An 18,233-nucleotide genomic window follows, 5' to 3' on the forward strand; every position below is an offset into this window, starting at 1 on the left:
TTCGATGGCTTGAAAATGGGAACGAAGAGAGGAAGAATAGATGAAGGCACCTTTATTTCGGGATCCGGTATTTGATGGTGCGGCTGATCCGGTTGTCGGACGTTTCTCGAATGGGCGGAACATGCAGCCTGGTATCTGGCCTCATGGCAGTGGCATCATACGATGGTCCGACGGTATTGATATCATGGCATGTTTCCACATTGATATTGAAGATATTTTCATGCGAAATTCTGACGATTGCATTGCTGTTTACGGCACTCGTTGGGATTTCTATGGCGATACCAGATATGTAACCGTACGGAATTCAGTGCTGTGGGCCGATGTAGCGCTTCCTATCATGATGGGAACCCATGGCGACCACCATAAGGATGGAGACACGATCGAGCATATCTGTTTTGAGAATATAGATATTTTGGAGCATCATGAACTTCAGTAGAACTATTGGGGAGCGATGGGTATTAATGGTGGGGATTTTGAATACGATTCGCCATGTAACGTTCGAAGATATCCGAGTGGAGGAATTCGAACTGGGGCAGTTGGTGGATATCCGGGTCATCTGGAACATGGATTACAATCCGGTTTCGGGCAGACGGATCGAGAACATCACCTTCCGCAACCTCACCTATCAAGGGGCCAACACGAATCCTAACCGCATCTATGGATATGATGAGGAACGAACAGCAGAGAATATCCGATTCGAGAATCTCCGTATTAACGGAGAGTTAATCTTACGACCGGAGCCAGGGAACTTTGTCATTAATGAATACGCTCGGGGAGTCAGCTTCCATAAGATCGAGGAGGATAAATGAAATGAATGAAATTCTGACAGGTGACGGAAAACAAGCCAATCCATCCTGCGGTTATATTATGGGCTACTTTACCGAGTCGCCGGAAAGGCTTGCGAATGCTTTCGCGCTGCATCTCGCATCGAGTCGTGATGGAAGAAATTGGACACCGCTTCATGCTGGCGAGCCTGTCTTGGTACCCGAGATAGGCGAACGCGGGATGAGAGATCCATTTATTTTTAGGAAGCAAGACGGCCAATATATCGTGGTCGCGACGAATATGTGGAACAGTGAATCGATTATGTGCTACGATTCGCCGGATTTGATTCACTTTGAAGCGGGCAGGCTGCTCCGTTTGAACAGTTCGGGCATGCATGCCTGGGCGCCCGAGATCATATATGATCCCGAACGACAGAAGTATGCGATCTTTTGGTCTGGGAACACGGAGCGCAATCGGATTTACGTAAACTATACACAGGATTTCCTGAGCGTAACGGAAGCAGAGGTATTCTTTGATCCGGGATACGATGTTATTGACGCCTCGATCATACCTCATGGAGATATGTATTTTTTATATTTCAAGGACGAACGTAATCCCGACGAAGCTCCCTTTGAAGGGAAGAGGATCAAAGGAGCTGTCGCTTCATCACTACAACCAGGGAGCTTTAACAAGGCGGTGTATACACGGCCCATTGGGGAACCTATGATTGAGGGACCGTTTGTGATCAGGTCACTGGATGAAGACAAATGGTACTTATACGGAGATTGTTATACGCCCATCAATGCCAAATTTTTTGTGTGGGAAACCTCCGAATTGAATAGTGGGAATTGGCAGCCGATGGACCGGCGTAACTATCAACTGCCACCGAATGCCAAGCATGTTTCCATTCTGAGTGTAAATGAAGCTGAGTGGAGCAGGCTGATTCAGACTTACGAGCCGCCTATCTGGTTCAGGATCAGATCCTATGCGCTGCCTGATTATTATTTGAGGGCGGACGATTCATTCGCAAAGCTTGCGCCAATCCCGTTCGACCCGTATACTTCCTCGCTTTGGAAGGTAACTCGCGGCTTAGCGTCGCCGGATGGTGTAAGCATTGAGTCCGTTCATCAACCAGGCTTCTACTTGAGGAGTAGCCAGTTTGTGCTGCGATTAAGCAAGCTGGAGGATTCCGACAACTTTCGGGAGGAGTGCACTTTTATGCGCATGGAAGGGTTAAGTGACCCATCATGGTCATCTTTCCGTTCGTTTTCGTATCCGGAAATGTACTTGATCATGGATGGTGCATATATTCGGATATCCATCATAGAGTGTGAACGGGACAAGGCCTACGCGACCTTTCAGTTAGGATAGCTGACTACATTATCAAATCATTGGAGGCCTACGATGTCTAAAATTTTTTGGCAGGCGACTATCCGGATCCTCCCCGGCGGTGGGATTGCTGCTGCACAATCAGCCTTATGATTATGATTTGAAGCCTGCACGTTACTGTTACGGTTTGTATATCATTGAGGGCAATAATTTTGAAGAAACAGTGATGGAATTTAGTTATAACTACTGGTGGTTGAACTACCGGGAGACGTTAGCGCAATAAAGCAGCCGCAGTCTAAGACTATGGGACAGGCTGATGCAAACCTACGACCCGCCGGAATAGCGCAGGCTCAGGTCATACGCACTGCCCGATTATTACTTGAGGGCGGATGATTCGTATGTGAAGTTATCGCCGATCCAGTAATGTAACCTAAAGGCATTCATCTAAACCGTTTCCTATTGGTTAACTCCGATGTGGAAGCGGTTTTCTTTTTACGTCGTATCCTGGATTGAGAAAAGCCCCTTCTGTGCTATTCGCAGAAGGGGCTACCATTAAAATATAGTTTTCGGTGCTTTCGTTTCTGATTTAAAAATGAGGATTATACAGATGAGGCTGTCGATTAATTGTTGATAGTTTTAACGATAATGTACACATGCAGAGAATGTATATGATTTTTCGACTGCATTTTTTAGAATCCGGGCTCAAATCGCGTTTTGTGTATGAAATTTCGTATAGAATCGACTGTTTCTGGTAGCGTCAAAAAGTTTGTGTACGTGTCGCGTTTCAAGTTAAAATAGAAACCGTCTAAATAAATCACCGAATAACGTTTCTCTAAAGGACGTTCTTGCCAACGTTGTACGTCTTCTAGTACGGTACTGGTGATGTTGCTAACCGTGGTAGGCGAGTACTGCGTGCCAAACATACCTTCGATAAAGCGAGCTACATCACGGGTGCTCATGCCGCCTTTATTAGTCCCCCTTGCGGTCTCTTGGAACCTTCAACTCGTCAATTTTCCCATACCGTGTATCGAGTGTGGGCTCGAAATAGCCATTTCGGCTATTTCGAATTTGGGGTTGTTCCACTTGGGAAAATTGGCTCATTTCTTCTTTCATAATGAACTCAAGCTTTTCTTGAATCATTGTTTTCACAAGATTTTCTAGTAGATCATTTAAATTATTTTGAGGTATAGTAGTCATTGAGTAGGGCTCTTTCTTGGTGGTGTGGTAATCCCGAGAATACCCTACTTTTTTGTCGTCTGCCTATACTCCAAATAATGGTACACAAACTATTATACTTCATCCTGTTTCGATGGTGTGCCTCTAATTTTATATGATTTATCGCATACATTTTGTGGTCTCCCACTATTTCCGAAGTTATGATCAGTACGAATGATTTGAGCAATTAGTCAAATCTTATAGTACAAAGACTATCATAAACGAGAAAAAAGAATCAATATGGAATGCCAACCCCTAATTTCTGAACAAATTCCTAAATTGCGTACTCGATTTTTACTCCAAACAGAACTTATCGCGAGAATAAGAAATTGTTACTGTCTGGGGCGGATGATATTGTTATGCCGTAAGGGGGACGATATAGACAAATCAATAGTATCTATTAAGAATTACTAAATATGGTGAAAGGAGAATGAAAAGGTGATCAAAAATTTTTTGAGCTCCAGAGAAAATAAAAAAACGATTCAATTAAGCATCCTTGCGCTGCCGGCCTTTCTGGTTATCTTTGTCTTCTCGTATATCCCGATGGCGGGAATCTTCATTGCATTTAAAGATATCAACTATGTAGATGGGATTTTTCGCAGTCCGTGGGTCGGCTTCGATAATTTTAAGTTTTTTTTCACTTCCAATGACGCATGGCTTGTCATTAGAAATACGCTCGGATACAATATGGTCTTTATTGTGGTTGGGACTGCGCTTGCTGTCCTTTTCGCCATCCTGCTTAATGAAGTGCTCAGCACAAGATTTCTGAAGGTTTATCAAACGATCTTTTTCTTTCCTTATTTCTTTTCGTGGATTATCGTGGCTTACATGGCTTACTCCTTAATTGGACCTCTTGGAGCTATCTCGAGTCTAATCAATAAAATGGGCTTCACGTCCTTTGATTTCTATACGACGACCTGGATTTGGCCCATCCTTCTGACGCTCATCCATATCTGGAAGGGGATCGGTTACGCAAGCATTATTTTCTATGCGGGTATAATGGGCATTTCCCAAGAGTATTTCGAAGCGGCGGCCATTGACGGAGCAACTAAGCTTCAAATGATTCGTAGAATCACGATTCCGTTATTGATGCCTTTAATTACCATTCTGACTCTGTTATCAATAGGAAAAATATTTTATGCGGATTTCGGATTGTTCTTCTTTGTGCCACGTGAGATTGGCCAGCTTTTCCCGGTGACGCAGGTTATCGACACTTACGTTTTCCGTATGCTGAAGGTTTCCGGAGATTTGGGAATGGCTTCGGCTGTCGGCTTGTTCCAATCTGTGATGGGATTTATCGTCGTCCTGCTGAGCAATTATGCCGTCCGAAAATTCAACGAAGAAAACAAACTATTCTAGAAATCGCATGGAGGTGATTACAGAATGCCGAAAAAAACATTGCCGCAAATGATCATTCACTTTGTTTTCATCCTATTTAGTTTAGCTTGTATCATTCCACTGGTATCAATCATCTCGATCTCTTTAAGCAACGAAACCGATATTCTCAAAAATGGTTATAGTTTGTTCCCGCGCGTATTTGATATTTCCGCTTATGCGTATGTCCTTTATGAACCGATTCAAATTATAAATGCATTCAAAGTATCGATTATCGTCAGTATTCTGGGCACGTTTATTTCCCTTATTGTGACGGCAGGTGTAGCATATACGCTGTCCCGCCACGATTATAAATTCAAAAACCCGCTAAGCTTCTATGTATTCTTTACCATGATGTTTAATGGCGGATTGGTGCCAACGTATATATTAATCAGCAACTATCTTCACCTGAAAGACACGATCTGGGTTTTGATTTTGCCCTACGTTGCCGCTCCCTTTTTTATTTTGCTCTTAAGAACGTTTATGCAGAGAATCCCTTACGATATTATCGAGTCCTGCATGATGGATGGCGCCAGTGAATTTAGAATCTTTTTTCAGATCATACTGCCTCTCGCCAAACCGGGCCTTGCTACGGTTGCATTGTTCACAATACTGCATTATTGGAATGATTGGTTTCTGAGCTTGCTCTACATCGAGACAGAAAGCCTGGTCCCTTTGCAGTATATGTTATATAGAATGATGAACAATATCACTTTCCTGACCAGTTCAAGCAATCAAATGCCGCCGGGATTAAATAATACTGTGATCCCTTCGGAATCCGCCCGTATGGCAATGGCCATTCTTGCTGCAGGACCTATGCTTGCCGTGTTCCCTTTCTTTCAGCAATATTTTGTCAGAGGGCTCACGGTAGGATCTGTAAAAGGCTAGCTTAATGATGGACTATGTCCATTTTAAGATATATTAACCAAATAAGGGAGGATTCACTATGACAAAATGCTTTAAGGCATCAAAAGCAGGAATTGTATTAACCATCATGATTTTCCTTTTTACCATGCTGCTTTCAGCATGCGGCTCATCCAGCAAACCGGACGCAGCTGCAACAGGCACCCCGGCGGCAACGGCAGCTAGCCTGCCTGAAGTTAAGCTAACCTGGTATTTCCCAGGAAACTTTCCACAGCCTGAGCAGGATCAAGTCTTTGCCGAAGTCAATAAAGTCATTAAAGCAAAGATCAATGCTACAGTAGATTTTAAAGCGAGTTCGTTTGGCGACTATGACCAGAAGATGAAGGTTGTTATTGCATCCGGCGAACCTTATGATCTCGCATTTACTTCAAACTGGGCCAACAACTATGCGCAAAATGTAGGGAAAGGTGCTTTCTTGCCGCTTGATGACCTGCTTGCAAAGTACGCTCCGCAATCGTTTGCCAGTGTTCCCAAAAATTTTTGGGAAGCGGCGAAAGTAAAAGGGAAAATCTATGGTTTCATTAATCAGCAAATTTCCGCAAGAACGCCGGCCGTCAATATGCCAAAAGATTTGGCCGATGAATATAAGTTTGATATCAATTCCGTTGCCGGAAAACTCACCGGATTTAATTTAAACCTTTTGGAATCAATCATTCAAGCAGTCCGTAAAGACCATCCGGATAAATTTATTTACATGGGTATGGACCAATTTGCGGATGCTTTCAGTTTTGAACCGATTGTCGGATTCCGCACTCCAGGCGCTGTAGCTTATTCAGATAACAGCCTGAAGGTAGTGAATCAGTTTGAAACAGATGAAGTGAAGGCATTTGTCGCAACATTGAGAGACTGGGCTGCAAAAGACTATATGAACTCCAAAGAGCGTATTTCCAAAATAAATGATGCTGCAGTCAAAGGCGGTCCCAATACCAGCCTGATGGGCATCTCGGGAACTTATAAACCGGGCGCAGAAAATCTTTCTTTTGCTTATAACGGATATTATGATGTGATTGCTCCAGCTAACATTCCGCATTTGACGACTGGCGGAATCACTGCAACGATGCAGGCGATCAACCGGAACTCGAAAAACCCGGAAAGAGCTATGATGCTGCTTGAGCTTCTGAACACGGATAAAGATCTATTTAATTTGTTGAACTTCGGTATCAAAGATAAACACTATAAAATCGATGCCGATGGATTTATGGTTCTCAGCGATGACCAAAAAGGATATAAACCATACGTGCCATGGATGTTTGCTTCCAATTTTCTGGCGAACGTAGAGAAAGGCATGCCAAAAACCGTTTGGGAAGATACGAAGAAAATTAACGAAAATGCGATTCCATCCAAATTGCTTGGTTTCACATTTGATGCTGAGCCGGTTAAAGCTGAAATCGGTCAAACCAGCGCAGTTTACGACGAGTACCGCAGAGCAATTGATTTAGGAGTAGCCTCGGAAGCCAAATACAACGAATTCGTGGCAAAACTTAAAGGTGCGGGCTCCGATAAAATTATTGCCGAAATGCNCTCGGAAGCCAAATACAACGAATTCGTGGCAAAACTTAAAGGTGCGGGCTCCGATAAAATTATTGCCGAAATGCAAAAACAAATCGATGCCTGGAAAACTACCAAATAATCTTTAAACAAGATGCTCCCCAAAAAGCTTTTCAGTCTGTTTATATTGATTGAAAAGCTTTTTTATTAGCTTACGTTCATTACATTATAAGAAATATATGGTTTACTTTCGATAGCCTCCATGCGTCATAACTTTATAATGACGGAAAGCGGTGAAACATTTTAAACCACTAAATGACGTCATCATAAAAAAGGAGATTGCGTCAATTATGAATATATCTTTGGCAATCATAATTGATCATAACAGTCGAAGCATCATTTATGGCGAGACAGCAATCATAACACAATTGGGGCAATGTTTTGGGCAAGAGACGAGAAAGTTTACCTTGGAGATCAGGATTTTATTAACGATCTCTCCAAATAGTGATAGCAGAGCATCGGGATTATACAATAAGAAGATCTCCAGAAGTATTCGCTAATGTGTTGGCGATCAACACTGAATTACACAATGCCAATGCTGAATTGTAAAGAAATTATCTCGCGATAAGCTCGAAACCTTAAAAAAGAGCAAATTAAAGTAAGCCCAGGAAAACACTTTTAAAAAAAAGGCTGAGCCTCAGATGTTGATGCTTATGGGGATCGCTGAGATGCTGCTGCAATCGCATCGAGGATAATAAAAACGCAGATTTGCGAATTGATTTCGCAAAGAGCGTTTAGAACGGTTCACAATGAGGCAACTGTAAAAATAGAGATCAGCAGCATGGCAGACGGGTAAGAAGCGGGGCTTTGTCATTTTGCGCAAACCTATTGCACGATCGGCATTCATCAACAGAATGGGACAAGGATTCTGAAGTTTAACCATTCGGGGACAATGGAATGGGGACCGCAATTAACAGGCAACACTCTTTGGTTAAGGTCTGTGTGGAACGTAGACGGAATCAATCGGTTCGAATATAGCGTCGATGGGGACCATTTCACGAGCTTTGGAGACACCTATCAGATGGGGTGGGGCAATTATAGGGGAGATAGGATCGGGTTATATAGCTATAACTGTGAGAGTGAACAAGGTTACATCGATGTAGTCCAATTTAGTCATGAGGTCGCAGGAGCAATGTAAGCCACAATAGCCCCACCGGCGGCTCGTCGACCATGACCAACGGCGGTATCCGTGCAGTATCATCTCATCGATCCGTACGGACGCGCATTCGTGGTGGATTAGTAGAATACGTTCCAAGTGTCCCAATGGCTGGTTGCTTGGCCGATTGCATTTAGACTTGAAGTATTACGGCACATGACATTCGAGCAATAACGGTTTTTGATTAAGTAATATAAGCATATCCTTAATATGACGATAAACACACTGGAGGCTATGATGAAATCACCATTGTATCGAGACCCTATTTACGACGGAGCAGCGGATCCGGTTGTTATTTGGAACAGAGAAGCCAAGAAATGGTGGATGATTTACACAAACCGCAGGGCAACCGCGGAAGATCGTCTATTTGCCTGGGTGCACGGCACTGATCTCGGCGTTGCTTCATCCAAAGACGGGAACGATTGGGTTTACCGGGGAACGCTCCCGGGGCTGGACATCGAATGGGGAAGAAATACGTTCTGGGCGCCTGAGATTTACTGGCATGAAGGCATTTACCATATGTATGTCACTTATATACAAGGGGTATCTGAGGATTGGGGAGGTCGGGCGGACATGCACCATTATACAAGTCCGGATCTCCTCAATTGGACTTTTCAGTCCAGGCTGAATATCAGCGAGAGAAGTATTATAGATGCTTGTATTTACCGTCTCCCTAATGGCCTGTTCAGAATGTGGTTCAAAGAAGACAACAACACCTACGCCGCCGACAGCAAGGATCTATACCATTGGGAACGTGTAGGGCTGATTATCGAGGGACGGGGACATGAAGGGCCCAATGTCTTTCGGTTCAAAGAATATTATTGGTTAATCGTGGATGAGTGGAGAGGGCAAGGTGTATACCGATCGGATGATTTGATCAACTGGGAACGGAACGGGCTTATTCTCGATCAGCCAGGCACGAGGGAAGATGACGGCACGATTGGCTTGCATGCGGATGTAGTCTGCTCAGGGGACGAAGCCTATATCTTTTATTTCACCCATCCGGAGAGATTAACCGGGCAAGAGCCTCCTTCCTACACCTACGGTACTCGGCGTTCCTCCATACAAGTAGCCCAATTGGACGTTGTTGACGGTAAGCTGGTATGCGACCGAGACCGGCCGTTTGAACTGAAGCTCATGCCTCCGACCTGCGAGTAAGCCGGACGTGGTTGCTCGATTTGGAAGGAGTCAGTTTTCCGAAAAGGGTCGAACTGGAGTCTGAATGCGGAGGGGTATATATCAGTTTGTGTTAGAAGGGTCAAGCGACGGAAATAAATGGAGTCCATTGCCTGATTGTCGCTATGATTCCGAACACTATTTGGCAGAGTTGCCTTGTCTCTGGGGGAAAGCAAAGCCCCCTCGGACATGCCAACCGATCGGCGGATTGCCGAATGATTGAAAGCGGTTATGATCTCGCATTTACTTCAAACTGGGACCAACAACTATGCGCAAAATGTAGGGAAAGGTGCTTTCTTGCCGCTTGATGACCTGCTTGCAAAGTACGCTCCTCAATCGTTTGCCAGTGTTCCCAAAAATTTTTGGGAAGCGGCGAAAGTAAAAGGGAAAATCTACGGTTTCATTAATCAGCAAATTTCCGCAAGAACGCCAGCCGTCAGTATTTCAATAGATTTGGCCGATCTATATAAGTTTGATATCAATTCCATTGAAGGAAAAATCAGCGGAAGTACTTTAAACCTTTTGGAACCGATCATTCAAAAAGTCCGTAAAGACCATCCGGAAAAATATGTTGGCATGGCTATGGACCAAGTTGCGGATGCTTTCAGTTTTGAACCGATGTCGGATTCAAAACTCCAGGTGCTGTAGCTTATTCAGATGACAGCCTGAAGGTAGTGAATCAGTTTGAAACAGATGAAGTGAAGGCATTTGCCGCAACATTGAGAGATTTTGGTGCAAAAGGCTATATGAACTCCAAAGAGCGTATTTCCAAAATAAATGATGCTGGAGGCAAAGCCGGTACCAGCCTGATGGGCATCTCGGGAGCTTGTAAACCGGGCGGAGAAAGTCTTTCTTTTGCTTATAACGGATATTATGATGTGATTGCTCCAGCTAACATTCCGCATTTGACGACCGGCGGCATCACTGCAACGATGCAGGCGATCAACCGGAACTCGAAAAACCCGGAAAGAGCTATGATGCTGCTTGAGCTTCTGAACACGGATAAAGATCTTTTTAATTTGTTGAACTTCGGTATCAAAGATAAACACTATAAAATCGATGCCGATGGATTTATGGTTCCCGGCGATGACAAAAAGGATATAAACCATACGTGCCATGGATGTTTGCTTCCAATTATCTGGCGAACGTAGAGAAAGGCATGCCAAAAACCGTTTGGGAAGATACGAAGAAAATTAACGAAGGTGCGATTCCATCCAAATTGCTTGGTTTCACATTTGATGCTGAGCCGGTTAAAGCTGAAATCGGTCAAACCAGCGCAATTTACGACGAGTACCACAGAGCAATTGATTTAGGAGTAGCCTCGGAAGCCAAATACAACGAATTCGTGGCAAAACTTAAAGGTGCGGGCTCCGATAAAATTATTGCCGAAATGCNTATTAAATCTCATTTTCGGTGTAGGCGTCGCAATTGCCCCATTATACGCAGGATACGCATTTCGGCTTACATCAAGGACAGATCATGGAGTTCGCCGATATGACGACGAGTACCACAGAGCAATTGATTTAGGAGTAGCCTCGGAAGCCAAATACAACGAATTCGTGGCAAAACTTAAAGGTGCGGGCTCCGATAAAATTATTGCCGAAATGCAAAAACAAATCGATGCCTGGAAAATTACCAAATAATCTTTAAACAAGATGCTCCCCAAAAGCTTTTCAGTCTGTTTATACTGATTGAAAAGCTTTTCTATTAGCTTACGTTCATTACATTATAAGAAATATATGGTTTACTTTCGATAGCCTCCATGCGTCATACCTTTATAATGACAGAAAGCGGTGAAACATCGTTTTGGTCGAACCATATCCAACCTCACGGGTTTGACAAGGAACGGACCGTGGAGGGAGTTACTTTCACGAATCTGCGGATAAACGGCGAGTGGATTCTGGGTGCTTCCATTCTTTCGTGAAAATCTCGGTAGCTAATAGCTCGCCGTCAATAAAGATGTTAAAGCTTCTATTAGTGTGAATATGGCAAAAAGTCACGGCTAACGCAGCTCCAGGATGAACTTTCATATGATAGCTGAATCAACCGCCGGATTCAACTATTCTTCCGTTCAATCCTTCCCAAGTGCCACTGTATGTCCGTTCTCCCTGGACCCGATGTTCCAATTCATATTGGTCATTTTCCAATTTGTATAGCATCAATGGTTGCTACTCTCATGCGCCGTTCCCGTTCCGCTTTCTCCACATGCTCCTTAAGCTCTTCAGACCCCTCTTCCAGGGGATTCCAGTAGATGCCGTATCTTTCACGATTGGTCGTTCAAGGAGAAGAGGGGTATATCTTTTATTTCACTCATCCTGGCCGTATTCATGGACATCATGAAGATGCGGGCTATGTAATGCGGCGCTCGTCCATTCAGGTTGCCAGGCTGGAAGTTGTGAACGGTGTGTTGATCTGTGATCGTGATCAGGAGTTTGAATTACATCTTGGAGCAGAAGATGGATAGCCTCGCTTTCATCATGTGGCGAATTCAATCAACCATCCGTAAATCTATTAATGAATGAGGGGGCATAAGATCATCATGAATATTCAATTTCAATCTCCTGCCGTATATTGGACGGAAGCACTTCCTGTTGGGAACGGTCGATTAGGCGCGATGGTATTCGGCGGTGTTGAGAAAGAACGCATCGCTTTAAATGAAGATACGCTTTGGTCAGGCTACCCTAAGGAATGGAATAATCCGAGAGCGAAAGAAATTTTACCTAGAATGCGTGAGTTGATCGCAGAAGAAAAATATGAGGAAGCGGACCTGCTATCCAAGGAAATGATGGGTCCCTACACGCAATCCTATTTGCCTTTCGGAGATTTACATATAACGATGGCACATAGCGATGCTAAACACCTATATAGCCGGAAGCTTGATTTGTCTACTGGTATCGTGACTGTCACTTATATCGTTGGCGGTGTTCAGTACACCCGGGAAATATTTGCTTCGTATCCCGATCAAGCTATTATTGTGCGTTTAACGTCGAGCAAGGAAAGTATGCTCAGTTTTCGAGCTGGGCTGGAAAGTCCCATTCGTTATGAATCGTCCTTTGACGCCGATCAAAATATGATATCCGGCACAGCTCCCGAGCAAGTATGGCCCAACTACTTCGACTCGGATAATCCGATTACTTATGGAGATCCTGAGACATCACATGCTTTGAAGTTCCATGGCCGGTTGGCTGTCGTGCATGAAGGTGGGATGATGAACGGGGATGCAGACGGCTTGCATGTTATCGGAGCGACTAGCGCGACTTTGTATTTCAGTGCGGCGACAAACTTCGATCCAGATGATGGTGCGAGCTGTTCGATAAGAGATCCGAAACAATTAACTGGTGAAGCGATCGATGCCGTTCGTGGACAACGGTATGAAGATATACGGCATCGTCATCTTGAGGATCATAACAAGCTATTTGGCAGAGTTGCCTTGTCTCTGGGCGGGAGCAAAGCCCCCTCGGACATGCCCACCGATCAACGGATTACTGAATTTGGCAGCAACGATCCAGGTCTGGTTGAGCTCTTGTTCCATTATGGACGGTACCTGTTGATTGCAAGTTCTCGCACAGGTACTCAGCCTGCCAATCTTCAAGGCATATGGAATGAGGAATTGCAGGCGCCATGGAGCAGCAACTATACGCTCAATATTAATGCAGAGATGAACTACTGGCCTGCAGAATCTTGCAATATGGCGGAAATGCATGTACCGCTACTTGAGTTTATCGGCAGGTTGGCGCACAACGGCAAGAAGACCGCTAAATTGAATTATGGCGCAAGAGGATGGGTGGCTCACCATAATTCCGATTTATGGGCTCAAACGGCACCCATCGGCAATTACGGCAATGGAGACCCAGTTTGGGCGTTCTGGCCGATGGGCGGTGCCTGGTTAACTCAGCATTTATGGGAGCATTATGCCTTTAGTGGCGATGAAGCATTTTTACGGGATAAGGCGTACCCTATCATGAAGGATGCGGCGTTATTCTGTTTGGATTGGCTAATTGAAGATAAAGATGGGTATTTCATAACTTCACCTTCGACATCTCCTGAACACAAATTTCTTGTTGGCGATAAGTGTCATGCGGTAAGTGCTGCTTCGACCACGGATTTATCTTTGATAAGTGAATTATTTGATAACTGTATCAAAGCAGCAGAACAGCTTAAGATTGATGAGAATTTGGTGATGACATTTGTAGAGACGAAACAAAAGCTGCTGCCGCTTCAAATCGGTAAGCACGGTCGTTTACAAGAATGGTCTAAGGATTTTGTAGACGAAGATGTTCATCATCGTCACGTTTCGCATCTCGTGGGGATTTATCCGGGGCGACTTATTACGGAGCAGTCTGCTCCTGATCTGTTTCAAGCAGCGAAAAAATCGCTTGAAATCAGAGGGGACGGGGGAACGGGATGGAGCCTTGGCTGGAAAATCGGCTTATGGGCAAGATTCAAAGACGGCAATCGCGCAGAGCGGTTAATATCGAATTTGTTAACACTTGTAAAGGGTGGCGCACCGATGAATAACGGAGGCGGCGTCTATGCCAATCTATTTGACGCGCATCCTCCTTTCCAAATCGATGGAAACTTTGCTGCAACAGCAGGGATCGCAGAGATGCTGCTGCAATCGCATCAAGACTATTTGGAACTCCTGCCGGCATTGCCCGATGTATGGAAAGACGGGTTCGTCAAAGGATTGCGGGGCAGAGGAGGCTATGAAATCGATTTGGAATGGAACAACGGCTCATTGTCGAAGGCGGAAATCACAACTTCAATAACGCAGACTTGCAAAGTGCTTGTCAAGCAGATGGTCAGGGTAACGCTAGATGACGAAGAAGTGACTTACTCTCATATGGGGAACGGTTGTATCGGGTTCCATGTTGAAAGCGATAAACGTTACGTCGTATCGAACGTTTGATGAATAAGTTGTTGAAGCAGAAAATGTCCGATCACGAACAATATGCCGGATAGCGGTAACCCCGGGCCTTGCGTTTGGCAGCTTGGAACAGGTTGTTTACCACTTCCAGGCACCCATTAATATGCTCGACTTAAACCACTAAATGACGTCATTATAAAAAAGGAGATTGCGTCAATTATGAATATATCTTTGGCAATCATGATTGATCATAACAGTCGAAGCATCATTTATGGCGAGACAGCAATCATAACACAATTGGGGCAATGTTTTGGGCAAGAGACGAGAAAGTTTACCTTGGAATAGCAGAGCATCGGGATTATACAATAAGAAGATCTCAAGAAGTATTCGCTAATGTGTTGGAGATCAAAACTGAATTACACAATGCCAATGCCGAATTGTAAAGAAATTATCTCGCGATAGAAAAACGGTCATATTGGCTTCCATGCGGAAAGCGGTAAAATTCGACATATTTTAAGAATCAGCATAGTGATACGAATGATTTTTTCGAAACTCGTTTGGCGTTATGCCGCCCATCTACATAAATATTTTGTTGAGTGGAATTCGCTATCCGAGACATTTATTACTGTCTTGAAAACGCTTTCATTTATAATGGTATTATTAAAATAAAAGCGGGGAATGACAACATGGACCGGTTTCGCAAGCTTAGTTTGAGCAGACAAATTCTATTTTTGGTATTGATGATGCTGGTCATTCTGCTGATTTCATTCGTCATCTCGAATCAAATTGCGGAGCAGATTGTAGAGAGAAAGGTCACGGACTCTGTCGATAAAATTTTGCTTCAGGTTGAAGAAAAGATGACCAGCTTTTACTCGGACATGGGGGGGATCTCGACATCGATACTGTACAGTCCGACGATTCAAACCTTGTTGAAATCGGAGGATAAACTGTCTGTCGTTTTCATGAATGATGAAGTGACATCGATGTTTGCAAACACGATGTCGCTGAAAGAAAATATTAGAGGCATCCGGCTTTATAACAGCGAAGGAACGATGATGGCCAACACCGGTTCTGGAATCGACTATTCCACACACTTCCCAGTTCAATCGACCGAGTATTCCGGCATCATATCGACCAACGATTCTTATTATACTATCGCCGTTCCGATCTATAATCTGAAGAGCGCCCAGGTTTCGGATTACATTGGCGCATGCATTTTTATTATGGATGTAAGCAATTTCAACAGCATATTGAAGAGTGCAAAAATCACTCCCAATTCCCGGTTCCTGCTCCTCGATCAAAATAACAAAATCATGGCGAGTGAAGGAACTGAGCCCAACATCAATACAGTCGACTTGGCTGAATGGAAGAACGATAAGCGGTATATCGTGCAGACGGTGACGCTGTCCAATACCGGCTGGAAGCTGATCAGCGCCATTCCGAAGGACGAGCTGCTGCAGGATTTAAATATGGTGCAAAGATTAAATATCGCGACATACCTGGTCATGATCTGCCTGCTCGGCTTATTCCTGCTGCTCTTTTTCACCCGAATCATGAGGCCGATCAAAGACCTGATGGATTTTATGCGGTCCTATCCGAAAAGGGGAGGAGTAGCACGTTTCAACATCGTCTACCATAACGAAATCGGCGTGCTTGCAGCCAATTTGAATAAAATGCTGGACGAAATCGGTTCCCTCGGCAAAGAAATTCAATTGACGCAAAGTCGAATGTATGAGATTGAAATTGCGAAAAATCAGATGGAAATATCGGCATTCCGCAATCAGATTAACCCGCACTTTTTGTATAATACTTTGGAGTGTATCCGCGCCTTGACATTTTACAATAAAGTCGAGGATATTGCAGAAATAACGGCTTCATTATCCAATATGTTCCGATATTCGGTAAAAGGAAACGATTTCGTGACGATTCAGGATGAAATCTTGCATGTTCAGGAATATGCCAAAATTATCGGGTTCCGTTTTATGGGGAGAATCCGGGTGGAAATCGAAGCGGATGAAGGCTTGCGCGGCATGAAGTCACTGAAAATGCTGCTTCAGCCGATTGTCGAGAATGCTGTCTTTCACGGCTTGGAGAAAAAAAGAGGCGATGGTATCGTTCAGATCACGGTACAACTGCTGACGAACAATCGGGTCCAATATATCGTTCAAGATAACGGCAGCGGGATGGATGAAAGCCAGCTTCAGGAACTGCATCAACACTTGAAGAATTCCGAAGCGCCTGTACAAGCTGCGACGGATGCCAAGCAGGGAATCGGACTTGCCAATATTTATCGAAGAATAAAATTGTTTTACGGCAATGAGGCCGAGATGAAGATTCAAAGTCAATTAAACGAGGGAACCATTATTAGCATTTCCATCCTAGCGAGTGAAGAGTCGAAATGAATGGAGGGAACGAACCATGTATCGTGTATTGATTGTTGACGATGAGCCTTGGGTTGCAAAGGGGCTGAAAGCATTGATCGACTGGGAAAGCCAAGGATACACAGTAATTGGTGAAGCTTATGACGGAATTGAAGCTATGGAAGCGATTGCGAAACTGAAACCTGATGTCGTGATCTCAGATATCCGTATGCCTGGATTAAACGGAATCGAGCTGCTCGAGAGCATTAACCTTCAGGGGCTGCAAACGAAAGTAATCCTGGTCAGCGGCTATGCGGAGTTTGAATACGCGCAAAAAGCGCTCCGGCTCGGCGCCTTCGACTATTTGCTGAAGCAGGTTGATAAAAACAAGCTGACCGAGACCTTGCAGCGGTTAAAAAACGAGGTATTCGCGAAGCATACTGCAAATCAAGAGTTGGATCTGCTTCTGGACGATCTGTTTGAGCTGATTGAACCCGACAACAACATCAAAATCAGCAATTTCTTAATCAACAGAGAATTGGCATTCGAGTTTCCCCACTTCCGTTTTATCAGCTGTCTGTATCTGCATTTATCGGGATGGGATGCTGTCCGCGAGAATGCGGCAATGAACGATATTCAATGGATCCGCTTCCGCACTGGGCTTAATAAAATGTCGTATCTGATCAATTATGACGAACATAAAAATCCGGTTGGCTTGCTCGATTTCGTTTCGATCCATCTTGCCGAAGTTGAATATATAGGATTCGGCAGCATCGGGGTTTACTCGTCGCCAATCGGCAAACTATATCAGGAATCGGATATCGCCCTGTCCAGTTCCTGCTTCCTGCCGGAGCAACGGATAACCGAATATAAAGCAACAGACCACACTGCAGCGTTGAGCAGGCTGGTTCTTAAGCTCGAACAGGCAATAAAAGGACATAAACGGGACCTTATTGAGCAAGGTCTGGACGAGCTATGCGAGGAATGTGTGGCCCGGCGCATGCCGATCGATCAAATCTCCATGATCTACAATCAGATTGTCATGTTCGTTTACAAATATTACGGTAATAGTGATCTTGTTCACGGTATTGAATACTTGACTTATTCCCAAATCGTTCGAACCAGCGAGTCGGTTCAGCAGCTCTTTGAAAGAATCACAGTCATCTTTGAGCGGCAGCCCGGCGAAGAGCAGCTCATTTCCAAAGAGATGGTGAAGATAATCATCCATTACATCGATTCCAGCTATACGGAGGATATTTCGCTCAGCATGTTATCCAGGCAATTCAATATCAGCCTCGGTTATTTAAGCGCCTTGATAAAGAAGGAGACTGGTACAACTTATTCGGATTACGTAGTGGCCAAGAGATTGAATTTGGCCAAGGAATTGCTTGGCGATGCATCGCTATCGATACAGGAAATTGTAGAACGGGTAGGGTATAAAGATTATTTTCATTTTAACAAGCTATTCAAAAAGCACTTTGGCATCACACCGAGCAAACATCGAAAAGAATAGCGCTAC

The 18,233-nt window shown here is 44.2% G+C and carries 19 protein-coding genes and 2 pseudogenes; 19 read left to right on the forward strand and 2 right to left on the reverse strand.

The features are described from left to right. Positions 1–40 precede the first annotated feature (40 nt). From ASG89_RS37030 to ASG89_RS36740, 4 genes are all read left to right on the forward strand, one after another. A complete protein-coding gene (locus ASG89_RS37030) occupies positions 41–436 on the forward strand; it encodes a hypothetical protein (protein WP_057314132.1) in 396 nt (131 codons plus the stop codon). Next, entirely contained in the window at positions 423–809 is a 387-nt protein-coding gene (locus tag ASG89_RS37035) for a hypothetical protein (protein ID WP_235549944.1), read from the forward strand. Before ASG89_RS37030 ends, ASG89_RS37035 begins: the two co-directional genes overlap by 14 nt. Position 810: 1 nt before the next feature. Then, the gene (locus tag ASG89_RS26745) at positions 811–2,136 is read left to right on the forward strand and encodes an AbfB domain-containing protein (protein WP_057314134.1); all 1,326 of its coding nucleotides are present in this window, start codon (positions 811–813) and stop codon (positions 2,134–2,136) included. Between the two features lie 79 nt (positions 2,137–2,215). Further along, the gene (locus ASG89_RS36740) at positions 2,216–2,377 is read left to right on the forward strand and encodes a hypothetical protein (protein WP_162259736.1); all 162 of its coding nucleotides are present in this window, start codon (positions 2,216–2,218) and stop codon (positions 2,375–2,377) included. A 406-nt stretch (positions 2,378–2,783) separates the two neighbouring features. Here ASG89_RS36740 and ASG89_RS38285 read toward each other — a convergent pair whose 3' ends face one another. Continuing rightward, on the reverse strand, positions 2,784–3,053 hold the full coding sequence (locus tag ASG89_RS38285) for a transposase (protein ID WP_057314135.1): 270 nt from the start codon (positions 3,051–3,053) through the stop codon (positions 2,784–2,786). A gap of 10 nt (positions 3,054–3,063) precedes the next feature. After that, a complete protein-coding gene (locus tag ASG89_RS38290; RefSeq protein ID WP_057314137.1) occupies positions 3,064–3,291 on the reverse strand; it encodes a transposase in 228 nt (75 codons plus the stop codon). Between the two features lie 456 nt (positions 3,292–3,747). On the opposite strand from ASG89_RS38290, the gene ASG89_RS26760 reads away from it, so the two are divergent. From ASG89_RS26760 to ASG89_RS26815, 15 genes and pseudogenes are all read left to right on the forward strand, one after another. Then, positions 3,748–4,668 (forward strand): ABC transporter permease, encoded by a 921-nt coding sequence (locus ASG89_RS26760; RefSeq protein WP_082593636.1) that lies wholly within the window; start codon positions 3,748–3,750, stop codon positions 4,666–4,668. A gap of 24 nt (positions 4,669–4,692) precedes the next feature. Next, positions 4,693–5,571 carry a carbohydrate ABC transporter permease gene (locus ASG89_RS26765; protein WP_057314140.1) on the forward strand — a complete coding sequence of 293 codons (879 nt, stop codon included), beginning with the start codon at positions 4,693–4,695 and terminating at the stop codon, positions 5,569–5,571. Between the two features lie 1,321 nt (positions 5,572–6,892). Beyond that, positions 6,893–7,127: DUF3502 domain-containing protein (locus tag ASG89_RS38760; protein ID WP_414813294.1), on the forward strand; the 235-nt coding region annotated here is incomplete at its 3' end. A gap of 1 nt (position 7,128) precedes the next feature. Continuing rightward, a pseudogene (locus ASG89_RS38765) lies at positions 7,129–7,237 on the forward strand (DUF3502 domain-containing protein); the annotation flags it as partial. A 726-nt stretch (positions 7,238–7,963) separates the two neighbouring features. Further along, positions 7,964–8,293 (forward strand): annotated as a pseudogene (locus ASG89_RS36750) (hypothetical protein); the annotation flags it as partial. Positions 8,294–8,545: 252 nt separating this feature from the next. Further along, on the forward strand, positions 8,546–9,469 hold the full coding sequence (locus ASG89_RS26780) for a glycosyl hydrolase (protein ID WP_235549945.1): 924 nt from the start codon (positions 8,546–8,548) through the stop codon (positions 9,467–9,469). Between the two features lie 237 nt (positions 9,470–9,706). Beyond that, the gene (locus ASG89_RS26785; protein WP_057314146.1) at positions 9,707–10,135 is read left to right on the forward strand and encodes a hypothetical protein; all 429 of its coding nucleotides are present in this window, start codon (positions 9,707–9,709) and stop codon (positions 10,133–10,135) included. 26 nt (positions 10,136–10,161) lie between these two features. Then, positions 10,162–10,638, forward strand: a complete 477-nt coding sequence (locus tag ASG89_RS26790; RefSeq protein WP_057314148.1) for a hypothetical protein — start codon at positions 10,162–10,164, stop codon at positions 10,636–10,638. Between the two features lie 8 nt (positions 10,639–10,646). Next, the coding region (locus ASG89_RS38770) for a DUF3502 domain-containing protein (RefSeq protein ID WP_414813295.1) at positions 10,647–10,881 on the forward strand (235 nt) is incomplete at its 3' end. A 33-nt stretch (positions 10,882–10,914) separates the two neighbouring features. Further along, positions 10,915–11,130 carry a DUF3502 domain-containing protein gene (locus tag ASG89_RS38775; RefSeq protein ID WP_414813296.1) on the forward strand — a complete coding sequence of 72 codons (216 nt, stop codon included), beginning with the start codon at positions 10,915–10,917 and terminating at the stop codon, positions 11,128–11,130. 608 nt (positions 11,131–11,738) lie between these two features. Beyond that, complete coding sequence (locus ASG89_RS26800) at positions 11,739–11,951, forward strand: hypothetical protein (protein WP_057314152.1); 213 nt, start codon at positions 11,739–11,741, stop codon at positions 11,949–11,951. A gap of 75 nt (positions 11,952–12,026) precedes the next feature. Further along, positions 12,027–14,396 carry a glycosyl hydrolase family 95 catalytic domain-containing protein gene (locus tag ASG89_RS26805; protein ID WP_057314155.1) on the forward strand — a complete coding sequence of 790 codons (2,370 nt, stop codon included), beginning with the start codon at positions 12,027–12,029 and terminating at the stop codon, positions 14,394–14,396. 177 nt (positions 14,397–14,573) lie between these two features. Further along, positions 14,574–14,699, forward strand: coding sequence for a hypothetical protein (locus ASG89_RS38295; protein WP_268795667.1), 126 nt, complete (start codon positions 14,574–14,576; stop codon positions 14,697–14,699). Positions 14,700–15,040: 341 nt separating this feature from the next. Further along, positions 15,041–16,756 carry a sensor histidine kinase gene (locus ASG89_RS26810; protein WP_057314156.1) on the forward strand — a complete coding sequence of 572 codons (1,716 nt, stop codon included), beginning with the start codon at positions 15,041–15,043 and terminating at the stop codon, positions 16,754–16,756. Positions 16,757–16,772: 16 nt separating this feature from the next. Further along, positions 16,773–18,227 carry a response regulator gene (locus tag ASG89_RS26815; RefSeq protein ID WP_057314158.1) on the forward strand — a complete coding sequence of 485 codons (1,455 nt, stop codon included), beginning with the start codon at positions 16,773–16,775 and terminating at the stop codon, positions 18,225–18,227. Positions 18,228–18,233 lie beyond the last annotated feature (6 nt).

The organism is Paenibacillus sp. Soil766 (assembly GCF_001428105.1).
GTDB lineage: Bacteria > Bacillota > Bacilli > Paenibacillales > NBRC-103111 > Paenibacillus_E.